We start from the raw sequence: 26,384 nt of genomic DNA, 5'->3' as shown, positions 1-26,384 counted from the left end.
TGTATCTCTCCTTTCCCGATGGTGCAGCCTTTAAGTATAAGAAGGTGCTAACTTTTTTGCAAGCCCTTTCCGAACCAGCGGCGTTCCAGTTCGTCTCGCTTTTCCTTTACCACTTTGGCTATAAGGTCGAACAGGTCCGAGGAGGTCGTCAGAGGCATGACCACCCCGTAGTTTTCCCGGTCCATCTGGGATCCCACCATGACGAGAGATGGGTCGTTAGAGCCGTACTGGAGGAAGACCGGCGTCTCAACTATGGCGCCGTCGGCCTCGCCTTTTTTCACCGCCTGGAAGATGTCGTCCCAATTGTCCTTCTCGACGATTCTGCCGTCGGGGAATAGTTCCCGGGCCAGGTCGGATCCGGTGAGTCCTCCGTGAACCGCCAGGGTCTTTCCCCTGAGGTCTCTCAGATGGGTCAGTCCTCTGTCCGAGGTGGATACGGCGCACTGGCCGCTGGCGAAGGAAAGGGGCGAGAACAGGACCTTTTCGCCTCTTTTTACCGTCTTGGTCACGGCGGACGCCATGATGTGGACGTCCTTTCCCCAGAGGCCTTGGTTCAGTATTCCCGACCTGGTTCCGGGCTCGCCGTTTCCCTGGGGAACCGGCACTATCTCCAGTGGTACACCTATCTTTTCCGCTATTGCGCGGGACAGATCGACGTCGAATCCCTTAGGGCTGCCGTGCAGGTCGAAGTGGAACAGGCCGTAGTCGGTGTCCAGCATGGCCACCTTGAGCCTGCCGTCGTCCAATATCGATCTCACCGAAGGATATCCATCTAGGGGGAGTTCCTCTCTCTCCAGGTCTCGGGCGATGGGGCTCAGTTCCGTGGTCCTCTTCTCCAGGCACCTCATTATGACCCGTTGTTCTCCTATGGCGGCGGCGAGAGACTCCACCCTGACCGATTCCTGGGTCACCACCGATGCGGTTTCCTGGAGGGACGCCACGAAGGTCTCCACTCCTTCGGCCTGGTCGTTCACGTTGGAGGATGCGGTCTCCAGGCTGTTTTGCACCTTGACCAGATCGTCCAGCATGGACTCCAGGTTGAGTCTGCTCTCTCTGGCCTGTCTGCCCGCCTCCGAGACGGACCGATCCGCCTCGGAGATTCTCTCCTGCCCCCTTTGGGCCAGTTCCTCTATGGAGTGGGCCAGATCTCCGATTTGCTTGGCAGCCAGGGAGGATTCCTCCGCCAGCTTTCTAACTTCCTCGGCCACGACGGCGAAGCCTCTTCCGTGTTCTCCAGCCCTGGCGGCCTCTATTGCGGCGTTGAGGGCCAACAGGTTGGTCTGAGTTGCGACCCCTGCTATGACGTTTACGAAACGGCCTATGTCTCCGCTGACGGAGACCATCTTCTCTATGGCCTCTCCCAGTGCCCTGGCGGTCGTCTCGACCCTTTCGTTGGCCTCCTCCGTGTCGACGGCGAGATCTCTGTTCTTCTCCGCCTTCTCTCTTACGGAGGCGCCTCCTTGGGCTATCTCTTTCAGTATCTCGGCGGAACCGTGGTGCAGTTCGCCTATTTTCGTTACCTCTTCGCTAAGTCGTCCCGTTATGCGGTCCAGGTCGCAGAGGGACTCGGCTATTCCGTCGGCGTGTTCTCCCACTTTGTCCATAGAATCGCTGCCGTCGGAGACCAGGGCCTCCAGGTCCTCCGAGAGGCCCTGAGCTCTTATGGAGAGGGACAGTTTCTTGACGGATCGGTCGTCTTCGGCGGGTCTGTGGGGCGTCTCGATCGATGGGCGCCTTGCTTCCGATTTTCCGAAGAGACTTAGCGGTATGAGTCCTCCTCTTTTCATCGTTCTTCCTCCTTCAGGTATTCCTCTATGATAGCCTCATTTCTAGCCTGCTGATGGGCGTCGAAATCCCTGTGTTCGTTGTTGTATGGCAGGGATATCAGAGGCGACGAGAATAGGAAGTCCGCCGAGGCCATGTTGCAGGCCATGGGGATGTTGTATAAGGTCGCTATGCGCAGCAGTGCCTTTATGTCCGAATCGTGGGCCTGTGTGTTGAGCGGATCCCACAGAAAAACGATGGCGTCCAGTCTCTCGCAGGCTATTCTGGCTCCGAGCTGCTGATCTCCTCCGAGAGGTCCCGATTTCAGCTTGTCTATCGGAAGACCCAGCGCTGCCTCCAGAAGGGCTCCGGTCGTTCCGGTGGAGCATAGCCGATGAGCCGCCAGCTGCTCCCTGTGTCTTTTAGCCCATCGTATCAGGTCCTTCTTCCTGCTGTCGTGGGCCACCAGGGCGATTTTCTTGACTGCTTCCAAGGGTATCCCCTCCTATATAGGTGGTATTCCATCGATATTGTACCTCCATGAGGTTATAATCGTGAAGATTGGTGCTTAAATCGGGAGGTGTTTTTTTCATGGAACGAGAGGTGTCTGTATCGGTCCCATTCGAGGTAGCTATGATTCCAGTGGCGACCTCCGTGGTGGAGAGGTCCTCCGAGGCCTTCGGCCTGGACCGTAGAGGACAGCTGGGACTCGCCCTGGCGGCGGAGGAAATTCTGGCATTTGCCGGTTCCTCCGGAGGGGGAGGAACCATGGATGTGGTCTGTTCCGACAGGGGAGTCTCCATAAGGGTGGAATGCAGGGTCCCTCGGGAAAGGCTTCCCCTGGAGGCCTTCAACATGACCTCTAGAGCGGACGACCCGGACAGGATGGGGCTGGTCCTGGCGGCGAGATCGGCTCACAGGATGGGAGTCGCCCTGGAGAAGGGGGATCTGGCGGTCATATCCTTCGAGAGGGATCGGGAGTACAGGGAGATCTCGGCGGAGCCCCTCTATCCAGATAAAGACGAGCCGATGGATGTAGGGATCCCCAGGCTGGACGAATGGCCTCATCTGGCGACCCAGGTGGAGGAGCGTTACGGTTGCGGCGGAGATCTCAAAAAGGCGGGACGTATGGACCGCTCCCTGGAGCTGGGCCTTATAGGGGCTCTGGTGGCCCGCTCTCCTAGGGGACGGCTGGGAGGGCTCGTCCTATGGAGGCCCATGGGGAGGGTCATAGAGCTTAGAGGGCCGTTTTGTTTCTCGCCGGTGGGCAGAGATCTGGTCGAGGAGGCTTTGAAGGTCTTGGGCAAGAGCGACGCCATGGGTATTGTGGTTGATCGACCTGTTGCCGATGTGCCCGAGGGATATTTCGAGCCTCTGTCCTCGTCGGAAGGTGTCCTTTTTCGACAGCTCAGGGAGGACAACGGCGCCCTGATCTGGGTTCCGAACGACCTTCGTCCTTTCGTTGAGGAAGGGGTGGACCGTCTGGAGCTTCCGAGGGATATCCGTTCGGCGGAGCGACGAGAAGATTTGGACGAAAAGTCCCTCTTGGCCGTCTCCACCGAGGTGGACGGCTCGGCGGTGATAGAGCCTCTTTTGGCCGGTAACGACGTTGGTAAAAACCTCCTGGCCCATCTCGACGTTCTGATCGAGAGGGGCGTTCGGTCCGTATCTTTCCACCTGGATCTGGGATGGCCCGACTTCGCCTATATGGCTCAAGATGCCCTTGAAGCCGGTTTCGTTCCCAAGGTTCTTATACCTTGGGGAGGCAAGGGGGATCTGTTGGTGATGGAGGTACGGAAGTGAGGATCCCTTTCCCTCCTTTGGATCGGCTAGTGCCGGATCACGTCAGGGGATTCGAGGCCTATATACCCAGTCGCCCCGACGACGTCCTATGTCGTCTGTATCGTTGCGAAAGACTCTACAGGCTAAACAACAACGAAAATCCACTGGGGCCTCCCGAGGCGGCGAGGAAAGTATTGGATAATTGGCCCCCTTCGGAGGCCTCGGTCTATCCCAGCGGAGATGCCTATCACCTCCGCTGCCGTCTGGGAGAGAGGCTAGGTCTGGATCCGGATTGTTTCATAGTGGGCAACGGCGCCAACGAGGTGATAGCCTTCGTCATCAAGGCCTTCTGTAAGGAGGGAGACAACATCGTCACAGCCGACAGGACCTTCGCCGTTTACGAGTGGGTGGCCCAGTTCTCCGGCTTCGAGGCGAGGGTGCTTCCGCTGAAGGACGATCGTTTCGACGGCGAGGCCATGCTTGCTGCGATGGACGAGAGGACCAAGGTTCTCTTTCTGTGCAATCCCAACAACCCCACCGGGACCTACTGGTCCGAGGACGAGCTCAGGTCTTTTCTGGACAGTGTGAACGGCCGGTGCATAGTCGTGGTGGACGAGGCCTATATGGAGTTCGTAGAGGCATCCGACTTTCCCCGGACCGTATCCATGCTGGACGATTACCCCAACCTGGTGGTGTTTCGTACCTTCTCCAAGATGTACGGTCTGGCCGGACTCCGAATCGGCTATCTGTTCGGCGACAGGAGGGTGGTGGACGATATCCGGAGGACCTGCGTAGTCTACTCGGTGAATGGTCCGGCCCAGGTGGCGGCGATGGCTGCTCTGTCCGACGACGGACCCCATATAAAGGGTACCAGAAAGATGTGTCGTAAGGCCCGGGAATATCTACTGGAGGAACTGGCCGGCATGGGGCTACCACACACTGTGAGGGAGGGTAACTTCGCCGTTGTGTCCCTTCCCATGAGCGATACCCTGGCGTACAGAAAACTTATGCGGAGGGGTATAATGATACGTTCCATGACGGGCTTTCGGGCCCCTAATCAGATAAGGGTAACCCTTTCGACTTTGTCGGTGATGGAGGAGTTTGTGAAGGCTTTAAGGGGGATAATAACTTGACGAGGAGGTGTATGGCTTGTCGGATAGATTGGAGATAAGCATAAGACGATTGGAAAAGAGCTCGGCCGAAGAGGTTCCGAAGCTCTACAGGGCCATATACGGCGACGATTTTCCAGCATCGGTGGTCTACGATCCCGAGGCGGTTTTCAAGGCCGACAGGGATGGCGATCAGGTTACCTTGCTGGCCTTTTCCGGAGATCGGGTGATTGGACAGGCTGTTGCGTCCCGGTCCGCATGGAATCCCGGCCTCTACGAGCTCATGGGACTCATGGTTCTGCCCGAGTTCAGGTCCTCTCCTGCGGCTTCTATGCTGGCGAAGGCTATCTCCGACGAGGTGTTGCCCTCACTGGAATGGGAGGCTCGTTACACCGAGAGCACGACGGCCCATGACCGTTCCCAGAGGATCGACCTTCGAATGGGGCACCAACACTGCGCTTTGGCTCTGAACCTCCTTCCAGGAAGGGCTTACGGTCACGACGAGCTGTTCTCCGTGTCCGGACGGGTCAGCTGTATAATGAGCTTTATGGAAAAACCGGGGATCCCTCCTGTCGAATCGGTTTTGCCCATCAGATATGCCTCGGCTATCGAGGCATTGGCCGAGGGGTTTCCCAGGATGTTCCGACGGGACAACTGTTTCCCTAAAGGGGAAGCCTGCCTCAAGTCTGCTGTTTTTCCTGTGGCCGGAGTGGCTTACATCACCGTGACCGATTTGGGCGAAAAACTGGTCGACACGATGGAGGAATCTCTGGAGGAGATGGGAGATCTGGACGTGATTATGTTGGAGATGCCTCTACTTCCGGGTATCGACCGATCGGTGGAGGTCGTTCGTGAGATGGGATTTCGCCTGGGGGGCTATCTTCCACGGTGGTTCCAGGGGTCGGACGGTATTCTGCTTCAGAGAACCGGCGAGCCTACGTGGGAGGAGATAAAGGTGCTTCCACCGAGAGGCACGATGTTGATGGATCTGGTCAGATCCGACCGGGAGGGATCGCTTTGATAGGCACTCTCTGTTCCGCCGGGGCGATGGTCACGGTCACGGCGGAGATACTTTCCCGATATTCCTACAAACACCGTTACGGTATACCCTACAGACCCAGGATCTACGGCGACTACAGATACAGGGAGTTCGTCGTGAAGGACGACGGACCTCTGGACAGCAGGCTTCTCAGGGGGTATCGTTCACGATGCGTCTCCATTAACCGTTGGGGGCTGAGAGGGCCCGAACCCCTCGAGGGCAGAAAAAGGCTGGTCGTCATAGGCGAATCGGAGATCTTCGGTGTGAAGCTCTCTCGAGAGGACATGGTCTGGCGCAGGGTGCTGCAGGACTCGTTGGACCGGAGTCGCCCGGGACGGTGGGAGGTCATAAACGGCGGCCATCCCGGCTACTCGTCGGAGCAGCATCGGCTTCTGTGGGATGGCGAGCTGATGGAATCTATTCGACCGGACGTGGTGTTGCTGCGTTTCGGAGGAAACGACCTATCCATGGCCTACGCCATGGGGCGGAGGTGGAACAGGGAAAGTCGCTGGCCTATAAAATTTCTATGGGGCATGAACTCCGCCCAGTCGCCTCTTCAGATTGCCATGATGCACAGCTGTCTATATTATCAGGGGAAGGGGCGGGATTTCTACAGGAGAGCATTCGGAGACGTGCTCAAGACCTTCCCCGAGGAGAAGCGAAACGAGGCACTGGCGGTAGTCATGGACAACCACCGAAAAATCCTGAAGATAGCCGAAGCGTCGGGGGCCAAGGTGGCGGTCCTATCCGCCGCCGGATTGGAGCAGTGTCTCAGGGACGGGGAGGACAAGGGCCCTCTCGACGCCCTCAACGAAAACTGGAGGGCCTTTTCCGAGGGGTACGGCCCCACCCTGGACATATGTCAAGACCTCCTGAGGGACGATTTTTGCTCCGACGCCGGAATTCCCTTTCTGGACCTGAGGGAGCACCTTTCCCGGAGGGAGGATGTGGGAACGCTTTATTTCGACGGGGTTCACTGGAACGACAGAGGACATACCGTCGTCGCGGAATACATGGAAAAGGCCCTGGAAGACCTAGGATGGCTCGACCTGGACCGTTGAATTAAGGAGGAAGAAAGAGATGAGCAGAGCGGATATAGAGCTTAAGGTTCGTCAGGCTGTGGCCACCGAGCTGGGTATGTCGGTGGAGGACGTCCCGTCAGACGGCGATCTGGAGACCCTCGGGGCCGATTCGATGAACGTGGTGGACATAGTGATGGAGCTGGAGGACGCCTACGGCCTCGAGGTTCCCGAGGAGGCCATGGAGGCGGTCAAGCTTGTATCGGACCTAACCAACTACGTGGCGGCCCGGGTTTCGTGATATGAGAGGCCCCTTGGTCGCCGGGATCTCGGTGCCCAGGATCGAGGGAATGGCCAAGATCCGCGGCGAGGAACGCTACGCCTCGGACATAACCGGGTCTAAAATCCTATGGGCGGTGGCCCGCCGTGCCGGAACTCCCTCGGGGATTCTACGATCTCTGGGGGACGAGCCGGCCTCAATGGACGGGGTCGTAGCCGTCTGTAAGGCTGATTCGATAGAGGGAGAGAACCTCCTGGGGATACTGGAGCTGGATCAGCCGGTCCTGGTCCCTCTGGGAGGGAGGATAAGATATCGCGGAGACCCTGTGGCCGTGGTCGTTGCTGACACTAGAGAAAGGGCCGAGGCGGCCGCCAGGGCTTTGACCGTGGAGATCGACCCCCTTCCGGCGGTCTTCGATCCCCTGGAGGCCCTGTCTCCGGAGGCTCCCGTTCTCTATCCTGGCAGAGAGGGCGGCAATCTCCTGGCGTCGGGATGGGTCAGAAGAGGAGACGTCCGGTCGGTGTTGGAGGACTGCGATCTGATGGAGTACGATGTCTTTCGTTTCCCCATGCAGGAGCACGCCTATCTGGAGACCGAGTCTGGAGTGGCACTTTATGACGGAGAGGTTCTGGAGATGGAGGTATCCACTCAGAATCCCTGGAGGGATAGGGACGAATTGTCGAGGGCGCTCGGTCTTCCCCGGGAGAGGATAAGGGTCAAGGCTCCCTGTCTGGGAGGAGGCTTCGGCGGGAAGGACGGAGTGGTGATTCAGGGACTTCTCGGTGCCGCCGCCATGACCTGCCCGGGGCGGGCGGTTAAGATGGTCTTCTCTCGAGAGGAGAGCTTTCTCTGCTCCCCCAAAAGGCATTCTTCCGTGACCGAAATGACCTTGGGGTGTTCCTCCGACGGAACCCTCAGGGCCATAAAGTGTCGCTTCACCCTGGACTCGGGGGCTTACTCATCCATGTCCGTCCCCGTGCTCACCAACGGTCTGGATCATTGCTGCGGGGGCTACCGGTTCGAGGCGGTAGAACTGGAGGGGCGGGCGGTCTACACCAACAACCCCTTCGGGGGAGCCTTTCGAGCCTTCGGTGCCCCTCAGGTGATGGGAGCCCTGGAACAGCTGGTGGACCGCCTTGCCAAGAGACTCGGAGCGGATCCCCTGGCGTTTCGCAAAAAGAACGGACTTGTACGAGGCGATATGAATGGTTCAGGAGTGGTCCTTACCTCTACGGTAGGAGCCGTCCCCTGTCTGGATCGAGCTCTGGAACAGGAAATTTGGAGATCCAGACAGGAATGGCGAAACTCCGCCCCGGAGGGCAAGGCCCGTTCCACCGGAGCTGCTCTGATATGTCACGGTCAGGGCTTCGGCCCTGGCATACCGGATTTCGCCAATGCCAGAATAGAGCTGACCGAGGAGGGGCGCTTCAGGCTCTACTCTGGAATACCCGACATGGGGCAGGGCAACGGTTCCACCTACGTACACCTTGCGGGAGAGTCTCTGTGTCAGGAGCGGGATAGATTCGATCTCGTCCAGCCCGACACGGACAGGAGCCTCCGCTCCGGTCCTGCTGCTGCCAGCCGCACCACCTATATATACGGCAGGGCCCTCCTCGCCGCGGTGGACGAGCTGAAGAGGCGCATGTACGTAAAGGCCGGAATGGTCCTAGGAGCGAGGGAGGACGATCTTGCCCTCCTCCCCGGCAAGGTAAGATGTATTTCTTCCGGAAGGGAACTGCCCCTGAAGGGTCTCGCCGGTTTCATGGAGCCTCCGGAAAGATGCTCCGTGGCGGGGAGCTTGGCTCCCGTTTCCTTTCCTGGGCCGGAGACGGACTATGGTCCGAAGAGCTCCGGTTTTCCTCACTGTATCTTCTCCTGGGCGGTGCACATCGCCAGAGTCGAGGTGGATCTCTTAACCGGCCAGGTGTCGGTTCCCCGTTATCTGGCGATCACCGAGGCGGGGCGGGTGGTGGACCCTCAGATGTACCGTCAGCAGATAGAGGGCGGCGTAGCCCAGGGACTGGGATACGCCCTTTTCGAGGATTTCTCCGTCAAGAACGGCGAGGTTGCTTCGAAAGACCTCTCCACCTACATAGTACCCACCTCCATGGACCTTCCCGAGGTGGAATGTCTGGCTGTGGAGCTGGACGAACCTTCCGGCCCGAAGGGATTGAAGGGGTTGGGAGAGCTCCCCCTGATAGGGCCTCTCCCTGCGGTGGCGAACGGTCTGGCCCATATATGCGGCCCTCTGACAGTCTCTCCCTTCACCGCCGAGAGGGTGTTTTTCTCTTTGTCCGGAGGTACGATAGATGAAGATAGAGTTTAAGCTGAACGGAGAGCCCCTCTCCATGGATCTGTCCGGGGACGAAAGAGTTCTGGAGATCCTGAGGGAGAGGGTGGGTATCTCATCCTGTCGGGAGGGATGCGGTACAGGAGAGTGCGGAACCTGCACCGTGCTGGTCGACGGGGAGAGCCGTCTGTCCTGTCTCATGGTCTCCGCTCAGCTGGACGGGAAAACCGTCACCACCGTGGAGGGGGTAAGGGACCTCCCCAGGTGGGCGCCCCTTTTCGAGTCCTTCGATCGCCTGGGAGCGGTCCAGTGCGGCTACTGCACTCCCGGCATGGTGCTGGCCGCCGTCGACCTTCTGACCAGGAATCCCGATCCCTCCAGGGACGAGGTCAGAATCGCCCTGAGCGGCAACATCTGCCGTTGCACCGGCTACAGGGCCATAGTCGACGCCGTCATGGAGGGGGCCGAGATTATGAGGGAGCTCCCTTCGTGACGGTATACAGCCCGATCACCGTCGGAGAGGCCCTGGAATGCCTGTCCGACGGGGCTGTCCCCATGGCGGGAGGCACGGATCTTTCGTTAAGGCTCCGATCCTCGGAAAAACGTCCCGATCTTGTCCTGCTCGACCGGATAGAGAGCATGAAATGGATCTCTCTAGGGGGAAACTATCTGGCTTTAGGGGCCTGCGCCACCTGGCAGAGGGTGATAGACAGTCCCCTCATAGACGATGAGGTGCCCCTGTTGGCCATGGCCGCCTCCTCCGTGGGAGGTCCGGCCCTGCGCCATATGGGGACGGTAGGGGGGAATATATGTACGGGCTCCCCCGGGGCGGACGGTCTCTGTTCCCTCTGGGCCCTGGGAGCTGAGGTGTGTATAAGGTCGGTTGACTCGGCCAGGTCCTTGCCTATAGACGATTTCATACTGGGACCGGGAAAGACCGCCCTGAAACCGGGAGAGCTTCTGACGGAGATACTGGTCCCTCTGAGGCCCGGCTGGCGTCCTTTTTTCCGAAAAGACGGTCTGCGCAGGGCCATGGCTATCTCGGTGGGTTCCTGTGCGGCAATTTGGAGGCCTTCGGAGGATGGAGGATCGGTGGAGGATATTCGGATGGCCCTGGGCTCCATGGGGCCGGTTCCGGTCAGGTCGCTTAGGACTGAGGCGGCCATGGCAGGAGCTAGCCTTTCCGATGAGGGGCCTTTTCGGTCTGCAGGAGATATTCTGAGCTCCGAGGTAGAACCTGTAGATGACATCCGGGCGTCCAGGGCCTATCGGGTGGAGTTGGCGAGGAATTATCCTATGATCTTCAGGTCGTCCGCCGTCGTGGTCGACGTATAATCCTCGTCGGGAGGGATTTCATATGATTTTGAATTTTTCGGTTGACCGAGGCTCCTTGGTGGAGGCTGTCTGGGACGAGATAACAGAGGGGGTTACCCTGACCGACAGTTCTGGGACCATACTGGCGGTCAACAGGGCCTTCTCCGCTATAACCGGCTATGAGGCATCCGAGGCGATGGGCCGAAACCCCAGGATATTGAAGTCCCAGCATCACGACGATTTTTTCTACAGGAACATGTGGCTGTCCATAAAGGGCGAAGGCCGATGGGAGGGGGAGATCTGGAACCGCCGCAAGGACGGAGAGATCTATCCCGAGTGGCTTTCCATAAAGAGACTTCCCGGCTCGGACGGCTCGATATATTACATGGCGGTCTTCTCCGATCTGTCCAGGATGAAGTCGATGAAAGAGGGCAAGTCCTTTCACGGCGCTAAGGACGCCCTGACCGGCCTGTCCGATCGTTTCGTCCTTATGGAACGGCTCTCGGCGTCGTTGGCCCGGGGGGAGAGGCAGAGCGAATCGGTTGGGCTGATAGTGCTGAACCTGAACCGCTTCAAAGACGTCAACGACGGTTTCGGCTATCTGGTGGGCGACAAAGTCCTGAGACATATAGGCGATCGTTTCCGGTCTATCGTGAAGGACCACGAGATGGTGGCTCGGGTCGGCAGCGATGAGTTCGCCTTCGTTATCCCTCAGAACGGAAAATCCGACAGGATACGAACGGTCCTACGCTCGATCTGCGAGGTGTTCAGCAGCCCCATCTCCATCTCCGAGGCGGAGCTCAACATATCGGTCAGCGTGGGGGTCAGCGTGTTCCCCGACGATGCTGCCAACGGAGACGAGATGATACGAAACGCCGGACTGGCCATGCACAGGGTAAAGAGGGAGGCCTTACTTGGAGGCTATGCTCTGTACAACGACGAGATGGACCGCGATGCCCGTCGCCGGGTCGCACTAGAGCAGGAGATGAGGCTCGCCATGGAGCGAGGCGAGTTCTTTTTGCAATATCAGCCTCAGGTCCTCATGGGAGGATCGGAGATCGTGGGGGTGGAGGCCCTGGTGAGGTGGCGGAAGCCGGACGGAGAGGTGGTCTCTCCCGGAGAGTTCATCCCACTGGCGGAGGAGACGGGAATAATGATTCCTCTGGGGAGATGGATACTGGAGGAGGCCTGTCGTCAGGGGGTTCTCTGGAATAGAGCGGGATTTGAGTTGAAGATGTCGGTGAACGTGTCGCCGGTGCAGATATACGGAGACGATCTCTACGAAACTGTGGCCTCCGCTCTAGAGGAGACGGGGTTCCCGGCGGAACGGCTTACCCTGGAGATAACGGAGAACACCTTTCGGGACGAGAAGGGGCTGTTGCTCGAACTGTTCGACAGGATAAAGGCTTTGGGGGTCAAGGTAGCTATAGACGATTTCGGAACGGGTTATGCCTCCTTCGACTTTATAAGGAACTTTCCCTTCTACGGCATAAAAATAGACCGCTCCTTCGTGCTGGATCTGGAGCGGTCTCCCAGAAGCGCCGCAGTGGCGAACTCGGTGATAGCGATGGCCCGTAACATGGCTAGGGCGGTCGTGGTAGAGGGGGTCGAGACGAAAAGTCAGCTTTTCCACATAGGAGGAGAGAAGGCCGACCTCATAATTCAGGGTTTCGTCTACAGCCGACCTCTAAACCCGGAGAAGCTGCCGGATTTTGTAGAATCCCTCAGGCCTCCTGTCTCCTGAGCTTTTTCGACAGGCTGGCCAAATCCAGCTCGGTGAGAAGGATGGAGAAGAATATCAGGCCGCAGCCCAGGGCGAGTCGGGACGTGAGGGGCTCGTCGAGAAAGACGATACCGACCGTCATGGCGAAGACCGACTCCATTATGAGCAGTATGCTGGCGTGGGTGGGCGACGTCAGCTGCTGCGATTTTATCTGTAGGGCGTAGGGGATCAAGGTGCACCCCACGACGAGATAGGCCATCCAGCCCACCACCGCCATCGATCTGACCTGGGGCATCGGCTCCCATATAAGGGCTCCTACGACGCAGGCCACGGCGCTCAAGGCGGTCTCCACCATGGTGAGGGTGAGGGCGTCGCTTTCCTGGGCCATCCGGTCTATCACCACCAGCTGAATCGCGAAGGCCAGGGCGCAGCCCAGGGTTAGAAGTTCCCCGAAGCCTATGCCCATATTGACCCCGTCCAGGGTTATGGCCCCCATCCCTAAGAGGCATATACCCGAGGCAACGAAGGCCTTGAATCCCGGGCTTCTTCTGTCGGCAGCCCAGGTTATGAAAGGGACTATCACGACGTAGCAGGCCGTTATAAAGGCCGACTTGCCTGTCGTGGTATATTGAAGCCCTATGGTCTGGAGAGCCATGGCCACCAGCAGCAGAGAGCCTATTATCCCTCCGACCTTGATATCCCTGGCGGTGAGTTTTTTCAGCCTCTTAGGAGACAGCCCCGCTATTAGCAGGAAGCTGAAGGTGAACCTGAAGGCCAGAAGCCAAAGAGGGCCCATGTATTTCATTACCTCTTTGGTGGCGGCGAAGGAAACCCCCCAAAGCAGTGCACAGGTTAGAATGCCCAGATCCCCTAGGGCCATCTTCTTTTTGTCGTATATTCTCTCTGCCATATCCAGTCGGCGCGAACGCCGTTCCCCCCCTTTCCATAGCTGAACGGATACATCAAGTCAGGACACTGTATCATAAAATGACGAACTTTTGGACCTCCTCTATGGTAAGATCGTCTTAATAGTACGATGGTCGATATACGGATTCATATTCCTGGGAGGTCAGAAAATGAAGAGAATGTTGTGGGCAGGTAAAAAGATCGCCTTGGCGGTGGTTATCCTGGTGGTGGTGGGATACGGAGGCATGGAGTTTGTGCGTTCCCGTCTCGGCGAGAAGGCCCCGGAGCCGGAGATAGTCCGTCCGATCCGTACCGAGATACTGGCTCCGGAGGGCAAGGCCTTTCAGGGAATCTATCAGGGAACGGTACAGGCCTCCCAGAAGGTGGACCTTTCCTTTCGGGTATCGGGCCCCCTGGTGGAGTTTCCGATGAACAAGGGACAGGCGGTCAAGAATGGCGACCTTCTAGCCCGTATAGACCCCAGGGATTTCAAGACCAAACTGGACAGTGCCGAGAGCCAGCTCAGGCAGTTACAGGCGAAGCTGGCGGAGATGAAATCCGGAGCCAGGGCGGAGGACCTGGCAGCGGCTCAGGCGTCGGTAAGCGCCGCCCAGGCCCAGTATGCCGAGGCCGAGTCGAACTACAAGAGATTCAAGTCTCTTTACGATCAGGGAGCGGTCTCCCAGGTGCAGTACGAGCAATATAAGACCGCCTACGATGTCGCCCGTTCGTCCCTCCGGTCCGCCCAGGAGTCCCTTAAGAAGGCCCGCTCCGGAGCCAGAAAGGAAGAGCTCCAGCAACAGGAGGCGGCCATTCAGGCCCAGGAGTCGGCGGTCGAAGCCGCCCGCTCCGCCCTGTCCGACACGGAGCTTAGAGCCCCCTTCGACGGGGTCGTGGCGGATACCTTCGTCGACAACCACCAGTTCGTCCAGGCGAAGCAGACTATACTGAGCCTTCAGAACCTCAAGAACATAGAGATGGTGGTCCACGTGCCCGACGGAGACGTGGTCAGGATAAGGGAAAAACAGATCGGAGAGGTGATGCTCTCCGCCACTCTGGACGCCATGCCAGGACGGGTGTTCCCGGTTACCTTCAAGGAGTTCTCCACCCAGGCGGATCCCTCGACTCAGACCTACCAGGCGACGGTCACCATGCCCTACCCGGAAAACGTGACCATACTTCCAGGGATGGCCGTTACGTTGAGGGCCAGCGGAGTTCTTGAAGGTCAGGACTCGAAGCTTAAGTCTCTTTTCTCCGTTCCAGTGGACGCAGTCTTCGCCGATCAGTCCGGCAATAGCTACATATGGCTCTACGAGGACGGTACCGTTCGCAAGGTCCAGGTGAAGACCGGCCCCTACATGGACGACAGACTCTCCGTAACAGGGGATCTCGAGACCGGAGACGTGGTCGTGACGGCCGGGGTCCATTTTCTGAGAGAAGGTCAGAAGGTCCGCCTGATGACCGCCGAATAGGTGGATGCCATGAACATAGCCGAACTGTGCATAAAGAAAAAAGTTATCGTCCTGTACATGGTGGTGGTCGTAGCCATAGCGGGATTGATCTCCTACTCCAAACTCGGCAAGCTGGAGGACCCGGATTTCACCATAAAGACCGCCGTGGTGACCACCGTATATCCCGGTGCGACCTCCCAGGAGGTGGAGCAGGAGGTAACCGACAGGGTCGAGGAGGCCATACAGAAGATGGGCGAGGTCAAGATGGTTCGCTCTCTCTCGAAGGCCAACCTCTCCATAGTGTACGTGGATATAAGGGACGAATACACCGAGGGGGACCTCCCTCAGATCTGGGATGTGTTGAGGCGGAAGGTCAACGACGTCCAGGCGAACCTTCCTCCGGGCGTTCAAAAATCCATCGTGAACGACGATTACGGCGACGTCTACGGACAGTTCTACGCCCTGGTAGGAGATGGATATTCCTACAGGGAGCTCAAGGATTACGCCGATAAGCTTAAAAAAGAGCTCCTCCTGGTGGACGGAGTCGGAAGTGTCTCCATAATAGGGGATCAGCCCGAGGGCATATACGTGGAGATATCCCGTTCCAAGATGTCGGCCTTGGGAGTCTCGCCTCAGGACATATACGGTGCGTTGAATCAGCAGAACACCCTCTCTCCTATGGCCCAGGTTACCGTGGGAAACGAATACATAAGGATCGATCCCACCGGAGCGGTCAAGTCGGAGGAGGATATCGGAGATGTAATGATAGGCGGCGGGTCCGGAGGGGTGATCCGCCTCAAGGACGTGGCGGTGGTGGAGAGGAAGTACGTCGATCCTCCCCAGAAGATCATGCGCTACGACGGTCACCCCGCTTTGGGCATAGGTATCTCTACGGTTAAGGGCGGCAACGTGGTCGATATGGGTTTGGCTGTGGACGCCAGGCTCAGGGAGTTGGTGGAGATCACACCGGTGGGGATGGAGCTGGAGCCCATATATCTTCAGGCCAGCGAGGTCACCACGGCGGTGAACGGATTCGTGCTGAACCTGATAGAGTCTCTGGTTATAGTGGTCGGGGTTCTGGTGGTGTTCATGGGCATGAGGAGCGGCCTCCTCATAGGGGGGATACTGCTTTTGACCATAGCGGCCACCTTCGCCACCATGCTCTACATGGGTATAACCCTCCAGAGCGTCTCTCTGGCCTCTCTAATAATAGCCCTGGGGATGCTGGTGGACAACGCCATAGTCGTAACTGAGGGGGTCCTAATAGGGGTTCAGAAAGGCCAGGGCGGCCCTGCCGCGGCGGCCAAGACCGTGGCGGGAAATATCTGGCCCCTTCTGGGAGCCACCGTCATAGCCATAATGGCCTTTTCCGCCATAGGCCTTTCGCCGGACAGCACAGGAGAGTTCTGTCGCAGCCTATTCCAGGTGGTGGGGATATCGCTGCTCTGGAGCTGGGTGCTCGGCATAACAGTAACCCCTCTGATAGCGGTCATGGTGCTAAAGGATCCCGAGGGCGAGCCGGACGATCCCTACAAGGGCAAGTTCTTCAGGGTCTACAGGGGGTTTCTCTTCTCCGCCCTTAAAAACGGAAGGATATTCGCCGTTGTGATGGTGGTCCTCTTCGCCCTGGCGCTTTTCGGATTCCGTTTCGTCGATAAATCCTTCATGCCTCAGGACGCGTCTCCACGTTTCACCGTGGATCTCTGGCGTGCCGAGGGGTCCGATATATACGAGACCTCCGAGAACATAGCAAAGCTTGAGGCCTATCTTTTGAGTCGACCGGACGTGGAGTCGGTGGCCACCACCGTCGGAGGGGGAACCCTCAGGTTTACCCTGACCTACACGGCGGAAGATCCCGACTCGGCCTACGGCCAGGCGGTGGTCAACCTGAAGGGATCGGACACCCTCTTCGACGCCATGGAGGGGGCGGAGGATTTCGTGAGCAAAAACCTTCCCGGGGCTGTGGCCCAGTCCAGGCAGTTCAGCAAGGGCGGCGGCTCGGAGGCTAAGATACAGGTCCGTTTTCAGGGATCGAACCCGGCTGTGTTGCGCTCCTTGGCGGAGCAGGCCGAGGCGGTCATTGCGGCCGATCCTAAAGCGGGTTTCGTCAGGCAGGACTGGCGTCAGTTGGCCAAGGTCATCAGGCCCAAGGTCATGACCAACCAGATGAGGAATATGGGGCTCTCCCGTCCGCAGATAAACGAGGCCCTCATGAACAGCTATCAGGGAGACCCGGTCGGGGTCTATCGGGAGGATAACAGGCTTCTGACCATATACTCCCGGCTTCCCGAGAGGGAGAGGGACGGAGTAGAGGGGCTGAAGCTGGTACAGATATGGAGTCCCCTTACAGGAAAGATGGTTCCTCTTGGATCCCTGGTGTCGGGGGTTGAGACCGTCTTTGAAAATCCCATCGTTCGACGGAGGGACAGAGAGAGGACCTTGACCGTGAAGGCCGACCCGATCATAGGGGCCAACAGCAACGCCCTCTTCGAGAGGATCCGATCCGGCGTGGAGGCCATAGAGCTGCCTTTAGGCTATTCGATGGAGTGGGGAGGCGAGTTCGAGAGCAGCAGCGACGCCCAGAAGGGCATCAAGCGGATGTTGCCTCTCAGCCTGGTGGTCATGCTCTCGATCATAGTCATGCTCTTCAACTCGATAAAACAGTCCGCCATCATCGTGGCCTGTCTTCCCCTCTGCATAATAGGGGTTACGGTAGGGTTGCTGCTTTTCGGCAAGTCGTTCAGTTTCATGGCTCTGTTGGGGGTCTTAAGCCTGATCGGAATGCTGATAAAGAACGCCATAGTGTTGATAGATCAGGTCAACATAAACCTTGAGGACGGAATGATCCCCTTCGACGCTGTGATGGACTCCGGCGTCAGTCGTCTAAGGCCGGTCATGATGGCGGCTGGCACGACCATACTGGGCATGATTCCCTTGATCAGAGACGTGCTGTTCGGTCCCATGGCGGTGACCATAATGTGCGGTCTTGGCTTCGCCACGGTTCTTACCCTTCTGTTCGTGCCGGTGCTGTTCGTGCTGTTCTATGGGATAGACGTGCCTGAGGGGGACCGGTAAAAACTTTTAGTTAGACGATTTATTTTGATATTCTTAATCCCATGAATTTTCTGCTTTTCGTTTCGCGGGATTTTCATGGGATTTTTTATGGAATCCTGCTCCCGTCTATGCTATTATTGAAATGTGTTCGAAGTTTTCAATCGTTTCAGTCGTCTGTGATTCTAGGAGAACGGGTATAAGGAGAGAGAAGAAGGGATGTGTTGTGAGGATGAGTAGAGGTTTTATGAAGAGGTGGGCGGTTTTTCTGGTCCTGATAGTGGGATCGGCCTTCCTGCTGGGAGGTTGCGGAAGCAGCGGTGATGATCCCGGACCGACTCCTGCACCTACTACGTCGGGGGTCGTGTCTATCTCCGGTCAGGTTGCAAACTCGGTTCCGACGGAGATTTCAGTCGCTGCGACCGAGAGACTCAGTGCCATGAAGGTGTCTCGTCTCAAGAGTGGATCTGGGCTTGCCGGAGTCGACATATCGGCAAAGATGGAAGGCTGGGAGCTTAAAAAGACCTCCTCCGATAAGTCCGGTTTTTACGCTTTCGACGTGCCGGTTCCGTCCGAGGGAGGACGACTGGTCCTTACCTTCTCCAAAGACGGCAGTATCACCTATCAGAAGGCGATAACTGTCAAGCCGGAAGAGAGCCATTCCGTCCACGCTACCCTTCTACCGGTGGCGGTGGATAAAGAGGTGAAATCAGGCGATATCGTATCCGACGATAACGGGCGTATCGAGATAGAGGCTCCGAGGGACGGCAATCTGACCTTGTTCGTTGGAGATCCCACCAGTGCCGACGGGGCCGCGGTTTTCCCCGGCGACTACATGGCGGCTACCAGTGCCGACGACGTTCCTCTTGTCAGCATGGCTTTCTTCGAGGCTACCTTGACCGACCCGAGCGGGGATAAGATCGAGAGGTTCGACCCCGTAGAGGTCTCCATGCTCTTGCCCGAAGACTATCGAAACGGTACGTTGAAGGACCCCCAAGGAAAGACCTACGTGGCCTCCGGCGACAGCAGGCTTATTGCCAGTCCCGATGAGTTCACCTGCAGGATAGAGTGGTGGTCCTACGACGACGACGGGGCTATGTGGGTTCAGGAAGATGCCATGACTCCCGGATCTCCTTCGGATCCCATGAAAAAGGCCTGGATAACTTCCGGAGATGGAGGCAAGCTTTACGTCAACGCCAAGGTCAACCATTTCAGTTGGTGGAACGCAGACTACCCCCAGGAATTCTCCTATTTCTGCGTCAAGGTGGTCGACGGAGACGGCGAGCCCATGGAAAACGTGGCTGTCTACTCCTCCGGCGTGACATACAAAAACACCTCTCAGCCCAAGAAGACGGACAAGGACGGTTGGGCCAGAGGAATCGTGGTGAAGAAGTCGACCTCCAAGGCCGATCGGGAGAGAGCCCAGGTATACGCTCTCGCTGGTAACGTCAAATTCTTCTACGACGTTAAATCCGATGGGGAGGGCGTTGTTGCTTCCGACGATATCTACACTCCTTACGATGAAAACGAGTGTGGAAGAACCGACGGAAGACCCTCTATCGAGCTGGACGAGGTCATAAGGATAAGCTTCGAAGGGGTCGTAACGGGAACCGTCACCAACGATTCGGGCAAGGCTCTGTCTGGAGTCAAGGTCTATTCCAGCGTTGGCGGAGTGGCCGAGACCGATTCCTCCGGAAGCTACAGCTTGAACGTGCCTGTAGGCGCCGAGGTGACGGTTTACATAGCCGGTGTCGAGGGAAAGACCGCTACTGTAAGCGATAAGGACACCCCGAAGGTTCTGGATTTCACCGTGGCGAACCAGCCTCCGGTCATAACCAAACTGAGCAGAACTCCCGAGGGCAACGTAGCCGCGGGGTCGTCGACCACCTTCACCGGAGAGGCTATGGATCCGGAGGGCGGCACCGTGACCTACGGTTGGACCGCCTCCGAGGGGTCCTTTTCCGGAGCTACCGGAGCTTCCACCGTTTGGACCGCTCCTGCCGGTTCGGGCAACGCTCAGATAACCTTTACCGCCACCGATAGCGACGAAAAGACCAGCGCTATGACCGTTCCCGTCTCTTGGGGGAGCCTTCCTTCTCCCGGACGGTTGGTGGTGAACCTCAAGGACGACGACGGAGATCCCGTAGTTGGTGCCTGGGTGGTGCTTCATAAGGACGATGGATCGGTCGAGGAATACAGGAAGACCGATGCGAGAGGTAAGGCGAACTTCGGGGATATAGGGAGAAAGACCGCCACAATCTCCTATGCTTACGAGTCGGATCGCGAGACCGTTACGGATTACGGTTATCAAACGTATGTCCAAAAAGATCTCAACCGCAATATAGTGACCGCGGTAGGCGTCCCGGTCGCGGAACTGACCATAGTTACCGAGGTTCTGGGAGACGAGGTCGTAGAGGATAGGGAGGATCCCAACTATAACTTGAACATATCGGTAGACCCCTCCGATCTTTCCGACGAGACGAACGTTACCTGTCAGCCACTTGGAAATGTTTACCTAAATAATTGGACAACCAGCCAGGACAACGTTCCGGTCTATCCTGACGATCTGCAAAGTGACGGTAATCTGACCCTTCTTTCCATGGCCAAGGTTTGGGAAGACGAAACGGAGAAGATGACATCCTGGGGCGTCCTTTACGACGAGACTCCCAAGTCGGGAGATTCCTACACTCTGCCTCTGGATAAGAAACCCGTTAACCTGCCCTGGTCTTCCGAAAAGGACATAATCTCCCTTTCGGTCATGGCGGAAAGAAAAGGCGTCGAGTACGATCTGTTCAACCTTTTCCAGCACGAGTTCATGATGACTGGCTCCACGACAGAGCGCCGTGAGGTCGAGGAAAAGTCCCTCTCCGAGATCCTGGACAGGGCAGCTAAGTCCGGTACCATACAGCTTCCCGATTTCGACGGTGATGTCTTCTTCCAGGACGCATTGGCTCTCGTCAGAGACGAGACAGTAAGCACCGATATCACCTCGGTGGAGGAGAAGAAACGTCTGGGTTCGTCTCTGCCCGATAAGTTGGCCGTATCTCTGCCGGATTACTCCTTTACCAACGTCAGCGTCGACAGTTCGGGAATCAATCCCGAATTGACCTGGACTCTCAGCACAACTCAGGACATAGACGCTATGAACGCGGGAGTAAGTGAGGAAGCCTATTCTTCTGTGACGTCCGTTGATGGGACGGTGAATACTCATACGCAGGTCAACTGGGATGTATTCTTCGAGAAGGGTAAAGGAACCCAAAGCTACACCTTCCCGTCCCTTCCCGAAGACCTGGAGGCCTGGTTCGACGATGTCGAAGGGGACCCGACTTTTACCGTTTCCGTCATAGACTACGATAACCTCACCGGGTATAGTTCTCTGATGGACCTGGTCCTCAGCGGGCAGGATCCGGAGAAGTCGGCCTTACGGATTCTGGAAGCGGACTTTCCGGGAGCTCTCTACTGGTAACTGAGATATAAGATTCCGTTTTTGATCGAGAAAGGGACAGAGGATTTCCTCTGTCCCTTTCTCTGTTAGGTATAAACACACTTTCCCGCAAGGTGGCTTTGAGTTATATTATGACTCATATCTGGCCTTCTACAGGTCGTATCGACTTTTCTAGGCTATAGGATTGGAGCGGGTGAGATGCTTGAATCTCTGATAACGTCCAAGACGCGGGTGCGTCTTCTTCTAAAGTTGTTTCTGAATCCCGGATCCTCTGGATACCTGAGGGAACTGGCCGACGAGTTCGGCGAGTCGACCAACTCGGTCAGGGTGGAGCTGAACCGTCTGGCCGAGGCGGGATTGCTCGAGTCCTCCACCGAGGGCAGGACCAAGGTCTATCGGGCCAACAGCGGACATCCGTTGTTTCCGGAGATACAGGGACTTGTCCGAAAGACCATGGGAATAGATCGTCTGGTCGAGTCGGTCGTGGCCAAACTGGGTGACGTAAAACTGGCTTTCGTCACCGGCGATTACGCCAGAGGGGTGAACTCCGGTCTTATCGACCTTGTTTTAGTCGGAGATATCGATCGAGGCTATCTCCAGAGCCTGGTATCTCGACTCGAGGGAGATCTCAAGGTAAAGATCCGATGGCTGGTGCTGAACGAGGCCGAGTTCGGTACTTTGAGGACTAATTTCGAGGGACAGGATGCCCTCGTCATATGGAAGAGAGAGGATTAGTGAGTATGGCTATGGCCGGTAAAAAAGCTTTGGTGACCGGAGGAGCGGGATTCATAGGCTCCCATCTGTGCGGTGTCTTGATAGATAGGGGATGGAACGTGTCGGTTGTGGACGATCTCTCGTCGTCCGATGGCTCCAACATAGAGGGGCTAGGCGATAGGGTCTCCCTCCACGTAGGCGATATCAGGGATCTAGATCTCATGAAGGGGCTTCTGGAGGATTCGGACGCACTGTTCAACCTAGCCGCCATGGTATCGGTTCCAAAGTCGGTACAGAAGCCCAGAGAGTGTTACGAGGTGAACGTGACCGCCTTTTCCGATATGCTCGAGCTACTGAAAGACAGGCCCGTTCCGGTGGTATACGCCAGCTCCGCCGCCATCTACGGAGAGGGGGCCGACGACGGTCCAAGACGAGAGACCGAGCTTCCTATGCCTCAATCTCCCTACGGTGCAAGCAAGGCCATGGACGAGCTGGTGGCAGCCGCGGCTTTTCGCTGTTGGGGTATCCCTTCGGTGGGGCTTCGGTTCTTCAACGTCTACGGTCCCAGACAGAATCCCGAAGGGCCCTACGCCTCTGTCATACCCCGTTTCACAACGGCTCTTCTGGACGGCCGTGCCGTGACGGTCTTCGGCGACGGAGAGCAGACCAGGGACTTCGTTCACGTTGAGGACGTCGCCAGGGTCATGGTGAAGGCCGCCGACGAGGCCCAGTCCATAGGCGGTTCGGTAATGAACGTGGGAAGCGGTCGCAGGGCCTCGGTAAACGAGGTCTACTCGCTCTTGTCCCGACTGGTTTCGGAAAAAGAGTCTCCTTCCTTCGAGCCGGAGAGGCCCGGAGACATCAGGCACAGCTTCGCAGATCTGTCTGAACTGAGGAGCCTGATGGACCTTTCGTCCTTCCGATCCCTGGAGGACGGCATAGACGACACGGTCTCCTATTATCGTCGAAGATGCGGCCTCTGATGGTGAAGGGAAGGGATAAGGTAGTCGTCCTGGCCTTCGGCACCAGGCCGGAGGCAATAAAGATGGCCCCGGTCTACAGGGCCCTTTCCGGACGAGACGGCCTGATCCCCAAGATACTGCTCACAGGGCAGCACAGGGAACAGCTTCGCCAGGCACTTGAGATCTTCGACATATCCGCCGACGCGAATTTGAACGTCATGACAGACCGCCAGAGCCTTCCGGATCTGGCGGCCAAGATTCTTCCCCAGGCCGCCGAAGCCCTGAGGGAACTTGAGGCAGATTACGTCCTGGTTCACGGAGATACCCTGACCACCTTCGCCGTGGCCTGGGCTGCCTTCTTGGAGAGGATCCCCGTGGGGCACGTCGAGGCGGGGCTTCGCTCCGGCTCAATGTCCGAGCCCTTTCCGGAGGAGGCCAACAGGGTGTTGACCGACGTCATATGCGATCTCTATTTCGCCCCTACCGAATCCTCCAGGGACAATTTGCTTCGGGAGGGCAAGAGAGAGGACCGTATAGTGGTGACCGGTCAGACCGGAGTGGACGCTATACTCTACGCCGCCCGAAAGGGGGCCCTGCCTGTAGAGATGCCCGAGTCGGGAAGGATCGTAACGGTGACCCTCCACAGGAGGGAAAACTGGCCCGTTCTGACAGGCCTGGCAGAGGCGGTGGCCTCGATAGCCAGGGAGCATCGGGATCATCTCTTCGTCTATCCGGTCCATCTCAACCCTACGGTCCGTGAGTCGGTGTGGCCGATTTTGGAGAAAGAACCCAACATCCTTCTTCTGGATCCTCTGGGATACGGGGCCATGGCGGCGTTGCTGTCCGCCAGCCGTCTCATTCTGACCGATTCGGGAGGGCTTCAGGAGGAGGGAGCCTCTCTTGGGGTTCCGGTGGCTGTCGCCAGAAACGTCACGGAGAGGCCCGAGGGTGTGGAGGCCGGCATACTGACCTTGGTCGGCAACGACCCTAAGAACCTGAAGGAGGCCGTGTCGGCTCTCCTAAACGACGATGACCGTTTGGCCCGTATGGCGTCGTCTCCCAATCCCTACGGGGACGGAAGGGCGTCGGAGAGGATAGCGAAAGCCCTCGACGATATATAGTCGAGGGCTAACGGATCGATCTGGCCGGCGTTCCCACCGCTGTGATGTTTCCTGGCAGGTCACCCAAGACGGTAGCTCCCGCTCCGACGGTGGTCCAGGCTCCGACTGTGACGCCGGGGATCGCCCGGCTTCCTATGCCCATGAAGGTCCCTTCCTCCAGGGTCACGGCCCCGGCCAGGTTGCATCCCGGTGCCACGTGGACGAAGTTCCCTATGCGGCAGTCGTGGTCCACCGTGGCTCCGGTGTTTATTATGCCGTGGCTTCCCAGAACCGAGTCCGGCTGGATCACCGCCCCGGCGAAGACTACCGTGCCAGGGCCTATCCTTGCCGAGGGATCGACGATAGCGGACGGGTGAACGGCGGAGATCCAATCCACCCCCTCTATTCTCCGGGCTATTTTTCGTCTGGTCTCGTTGATCCCCACTGCTATGATCGCCGAGGGGTTCTTTGATTTCCTGACGGCATCCATGGGACCCGCTACGGTTATTCCCGATACCTTCGATCCCCACAGTTTTTCGTCGTCGTCCAGTACGGCGACCACATAATATCCCATGGCCTTCAATGTGGCTATGACCACCTTGCCGTGTCCTCCCGCGCCGAGAACGAAAACGTCTCTCATCGGGAGCCTCCGAAAGGCGGCATGGTGGCGTGGTCTCCCGAGCTTATGCCTTCCCGGCGGAACACCGATTTCACCGTCATGACGAGTATCTTCCAGTCCAGTTTTCTGGACCAGTTGTCAACGTACCATATGTCCAGGGAGAACTTGTCCTCCCAGGACAGGGCGTTCCTTCCGTTCACCTGAGCCCAGCCTGTCACTCCCGGTCGGACCAGATGGCGTCTGGACTGTTCCGGGCTGTAGAGAGGTAGGTACTCGACCAGCAGAGGTCTGGGCCCCACCAGGCTCATATCCCCCTTCAGGACGTTGAACAGCTCGGGCAGTTCGTCCAGACTGGTGCTGCGGAGGAACCTTCCGAAGGGAGGAAGCCTCTTTTCGTCCGGCAGGAGCTCGCCGCTTTCGTCTCTGCCGTCTGTCATGGTGCGGAACTTTATCATGTGAAAGATCCTGCCGTTAAGTCCCGGTCTTCTCTGCTTGAAGAATATGGGGCGGCCCAGCTTGGTCCGAACAGCCAGGGACACGGCTGCCAGTATCGGAGACAGTGCCACGATGCCGGCCGTCGCCAGGTATATGTCGACGGCTCTCTTGATAGGATCGGTTACGGATGGATGAGGGGCTTTCACCTTTTCAGGGCCTTCCTTACCGTCTCTATGACCCTGTCCTGCTGCAGTTCCGTCATGGAGGTGCCGGAGGGGAGGCAGAGGCCGTTCTCGAAGAGTCTGTCTCCGACGCTTATCCCGTCGTCGTGGGAGGCGTAGCCACAGCCCTCGAATACCGGCTGAAGGTGCATTGGCTTCCAGACCGGTCGGCTCTCTATGTTCTCGTCTCCCAGGGCCTTCCATATGTCCATGGCGGTGGTGCCGGTCTCGTCGGGATCGACGGTTATGGAGGTGAGCCACATGGAGGATTTTCCCTTTTTGGCCTCGGGCATCAGGGCGATTCCCGGAATGTCCGAGAATGCCTTTTCGTATCTTTCGTAGACGGCCCTCTTGGCCTCGACCCTCTCGTCCAGGTGGAGCATCTGCCCTCTGCCTATGGCGGCCAGGACGTTGCTCATCCTGTAGTTGTAGCCTATCTCGCTGTGCTGATACCAGGGAGCCTTGTCCCTGGCCTGGGTGGCCCAGAAGAAGGCCTTCTCCCTGGATTCGGGGTCGTCCAGCAGGAGCATTCCTCCTCCGGAGGTGGTTATTATCTTGTTCCCGTTGTAGGAAAGCACCGAGTAGCGTCCGAATGTGCCGCACTTTCTGCCGTCGTATTCGGCTCCCAGGGCCTCCGCCGAATCCTCCAGCACCGGGATGTCGTGGCGGTCGAAGATGGGCATGAGTTCGTCCCATTTGGGGGCCTGGCCGTACAGTTCCGCCACTATGGCCGCCTTGGGCTTTATTCCCTTGGACGACAGGTCGTCTATGGCGCGCTCCAGGGCCCGAGGCGACATGTTCCAGGTGTCCTCGTCGGAGTCGACGAAGTAGGGCTTGGCTCCCATGAAAGTCACAGGGCTGACCGACGCTATGAAGGTCAGACTGGAGCACAGCACCACGTCTCCGGTCTCTACACCTAGAAGCCGCAGCCCCAGATGGAGCGCCGCCGTGCCCGAGCTGAGTGCCAGGGCCTGAGGCCTTCCTATGTAATCGGACGTCTCCCTCTCGAATGCGTCCACCTGAGGCCCCAGAGGGGCTATCCAGCCAGACTCGAAGGCTTCGTGGACGAAACGAAGCTCGTCTCCGCTCATGTGGGGCGGTGACAGTATTATTCGTTCCCGTTGCGTAGTCAAAAGGTCACCCTCTTCATTTTTGATTTA

Annotated in this window: 21 protein-coding genes; 15 read left to right on the top strand and 6 right to left on the bottom strand. The window is 57.8% G+C overall.

Annotated elements, in window-relative coordinates; translation table 11 throughout:
• Positions 1 to 47: 47 nt before the first annotated feature.
• Together DPEP_RS13635 and DPEP_RS03650 are read right to left on the bottom strand one after the other, a co-directional pair.
• Positions 48 to 1,787 carry a methyl-accepting chemotaxis protein gene (locus DPEP_RS13635; RefSeq protein ID WP_005659699.1) on the bottom strand — a complete coding sequence of 580 codons (1,740 nt, stop codon included), beginning with the start codon at positions 1,785 to 1,787 and terminating at the stop codon, positions 48 to 50.
• Positions 1,784 to 2,257 carry a methylglyoxal synthase gene (locus tag DPEP_RS03650; protein ID WP_005659696.1) on the bottom strand — a complete coding sequence of 158 codons (474 nt, stop codon included), beginning with the start codon at positions 2,255 to 2,257 and terminating at the stop codon, positions 1,784 to 1,786. Before DPEP_RS03650 ends, DPEP_RS13635 begins: the two co-directional genes overlap by 4 nt.
• Before the next feature lie 98 nt (positions 2,258 to 2,355).
• Between DPEP_RS03650 and DPEP_RS03645 the strand changes: the two genes are divergently transcribed.
• Genes DPEP_RS03645 through DPEP_RS03605 form a run of 9 tightly spaced genes read left to right on the top strand, consistent with a single transcriptional unit; the run spans position 2,356 to position 12,341 of the window.
• On the top strand, positions 2,356 to 3,567 hold the full coding sequence (locus DPEP_RS03645) for a hypothetical protein (protein WP_005659694.1): 1,212 nt from the start codon (positions 2,356 to 2,358) through the stop codon (positions 3,565 to 3,567).
• Positions 3,564 to 4,679, top strand: a complete 1,116-nt coding sequence (hisC, locus tag DPEP_RS03640; protein WP_005659692.1) for a histidinol-phosphate transaminase — start codon at positions 3,564 to 3,566, stop codon at positions 4,677 to 4,679. Before DPEP_RS03645 ends, hisC begins: the two co-directional genes overlap by 4 nt.
• A 16-nt stretch (positions 4,680 to 4,695) precedes the next feature.
• Entirely contained in the window at positions 4,696 to 5,676 is a 981-nt protein-coding gene (locus DPEP_RS03635) for a GNAT family protein (RefSeq protein WP_005659691.1), read from the top strand.
• Positions 5,673 to 6,755: an SGNH/GDSL hydrolase family protein gene (locus tag DPEP_RS03630; protein ID WP_005659689.1), complete on the top strand. Its 1,083-nt coding sequence runs from the start codon at positions 5,673 to 5,675 to the stop codon at positions 6,753 to 6,755. The genes DPEP_RS03635 and DPEP_RS03630 overlap by 4 nt, the downstream gene beginning before the upstream one ends.
• A gap of 19 nt (positions 6,756 to 6,774) precedes the next feature.
• Positions 6,775 to 7,014, top strand: coding sequence for an acyl carrier protein (locus DPEP_RS03625; protein WP_005659687.1), 240 nt, complete (start codon positions 6,775 to 6,777; stop codon positions 7,012 to 7,014).
• 1 nt (position 7,015) lies between these two features.
• On the top strand, positions 7,016 to 9,319 hold the full coding sequence (locus DPEP_RS03620; protein WP_040382360.1) for a xanthine dehydrogenase family protein molybdopterin-binding subunit: 2,304 nt from the start codon (positions 7,016 to 7,018) through the stop codon (positions 9,317 to 9,319).
• The gene (locus tag DPEP_RS03615) at positions 9,303 to 9,776 is read left to right on the top strand and encodes a (2Fe-2S)-binding protein (protein ID WP_005659682.1); all 474 of its coding nucleotides are present in this window, start codon (positions 9,303 to 9,305) and stop codon (positions 9,774 to 9,776) included. Before DPEP_RS03620 ends, DPEP_RS03615 begins: the two co-directional genes overlap by 17 nt.
• On the top strand, positions 9,773 to 10,618 hold the full coding sequence (locus tag DPEP_RS03610) for an FAD binding domain-containing protein (RefSeq protein ID WP_005659679.1): 846 nt from the start codon (positions 9,773 to 9,775) through the stop codon (positions 10,616 to 10,618). Before DPEP_RS03615 ends, DPEP_RS03610 begins: the two co-directional genes overlap by 4 nt.
• Positions 10,619 to 10,640: 22 nt before the next feature.
• On the top strand, positions 10,641 to 12,341 hold the full coding sequence (locus DPEP_RS03605) for a putative bifunctional diguanylate cyclase/phosphodiesterase (protein ID WP_005659677.1): 1,701 nt from the start codon (positions 10,641 to 10,643) through the stop codon (positions 12,339 to 12,341).
• On the opposite strand, the gene DPEP_RS03600 is transcribed toward DPEP_RS03605, so the two are convergent.
• Positions 12,322 to 13,230, bottom strand: a complete 909-nt coding sequence (locus tag DPEP_RS03600) for a DMT family transporter (RefSeq protein ID WP_005659676.1) — start codon at positions 13,228 to 13,230, stop codon at positions 12,322 to 12,324. The genes DPEP_RS03605 and DPEP_RS03600 overlap by 20 nt on opposite strands.
• 166 nt (positions 13,231 to 13,396) lie before the next feature.
• Here DPEP_RS03600 and DPEP_RS03595 point away from each other — a divergent pair, with 166 nt between their 5' ends.
• The 6 genes from DPEP_RS03595 to wecB all read left to right on the top strand — a co-directional run bounded on the left by DPEP_RS03595 (position 13,397) and on the right by wecB (position 23,970).
• Entirely contained in the window at positions 13,397 to 14,698 is a 1,302-nt protein-coding gene (locus tag DPEP_RS03595; protein WP_005659675.1) for an efflux RND transporter periplasmic adaptor subunit, read from the top strand.
• Between the two features lie 9 nt (positions 14,699 to 14,707).
• Positions 14,708 to 17,752: an efflux RND transporter permease subunit gene (locus DPEP_RS03590; protein ID WP_005659674.1), complete on the top strand. Its 3,045-nt coding sequence runs from the start codon at positions 14,708 to 14,710 to the stop codon at positions 17,750 to 17,752.
• Between the two features lie 208 nt (positions 17,753 to 17,960).
• Positions 17,961 to 21,194: a carboxypeptidase-like regulatory domain-containing protein gene (locus tag DPEP_RS03585; protein WP_156775066.1), complete on the top strand. Its 3,234-nt coding sequence runs from the start codon at positions 17,961 to 17,963 to the stop codon at positions 21,192 to 21,194.
• Between the two features lie 177 nt (positions 21,195 to 21,371).
• A complete protein-coding gene (locus tag DPEP_RS03580) occupies positions 21,372 to 21,908 on the top strand; it encodes a winged helix-turn-helix domain-containing protein (protein WP_005659668.1) in 537 nt (178 codons plus the stop codon).
• Positions 21,890 to 22,870, top strand: coding sequence for an NAD-dependent epimerase/dehydratase family protein (locus DPEP_RS03575; RefSeq protein WP_083797504.1), 981 nt, complete (start codon positions 21,890 to 21,892; stop codon positions 22,868 to 22,870). The genes DPEP_RS03580 and DPEP_RS03575 overlap by 19 nt, the downstream gene beginning before the upstream one ends.
• The gene (gene wecB, locus DPEP_RS03570) at positions 22,870 to 23,970 is read left to right on the top strand and encodes a non-hydrolyzing UDP-N-acetylglucosamine 2-epimerase (protein ID WP_005659664.1); all 1,101 of its coding nucleotides are present in this window, start codon (positions 22,870 to 22,872) and stop codon (positions 23,968 to 23,970) included. The genes DPEP_RS03575 and wecB overlap by 1 nt, the downstream gene beginning before the upstream one ends.
• A 7-nt stretch (positions 23,971 to 23,977) precedes the next feature.
• On the opposite strand, the gene DPEP_RS03565 is transcribed toward wecB, so the two are convergent.
• Genes DPEP_RS03565 through DPEP_RS03555 form a run of 3 tightly spaced genes read right to left on the bottom strand, consistent with a single transcriptional unit; the run spans position 23,978 to position 26,357 of the window.
• On the bottom strand, positions 23,978 to 24,589 hold the full coding sequence (locus tag DPEP_RS03565) for an acetyltransferase (protein WP_005659662.1): 612 nt from the start codon (positions 24,587 to 24,589) through the stop codon (positions 23,978 to 23,980).
• Positions 24,586 to 25,209: a sugar transferase gene (locus DPEP_RS03560; RefSeq protein ID WP_005659660.1), complete on the bottom strand. Its 624-nt coding sequence runs from the start codon at positions 25,207 to 25,209 to the stop codon at positions 24,586 to 24,588. The genes DPEP_RS03565 and DPEP_RS03560 overlap by 4 nt, the downstream gene beginning before the upstream one ends.
• On the bottom strand, positions 25,206 to 26,357 hold the full coding sequence (locus DPEP_RS03555) for a DegT/DnrJ/EryC1/StrS family aminotransferase (RefSeq protein ID WP_005659658.1): 1,152 nt from the start codon (positions 26,355 to 26,357) through the stop codon (positions 25,206 to 25,208). Before DPEP_RS03555 ends, DPEP_RS03560 begins: the two co-directional genes overlap by 4 nt.
• Between the last annotated feature and the right edge of the window lie 27 nt (positions 26,358 to 26,384).

Source organism: Dethiosulfovibrio peptidovorans DSM 11002 (assembly GCF_000172975.1).
Lineage (GTDB): Bacteria > Synergistota > Synergistia > Synergistales > Dethiosulfovibrionaceae > Dethiosulfovibrio > Dethiosulfovibrio peptidovorans.
This window is presented reverse-complemented; position numbering and strand designations above follow the sequence as displayed.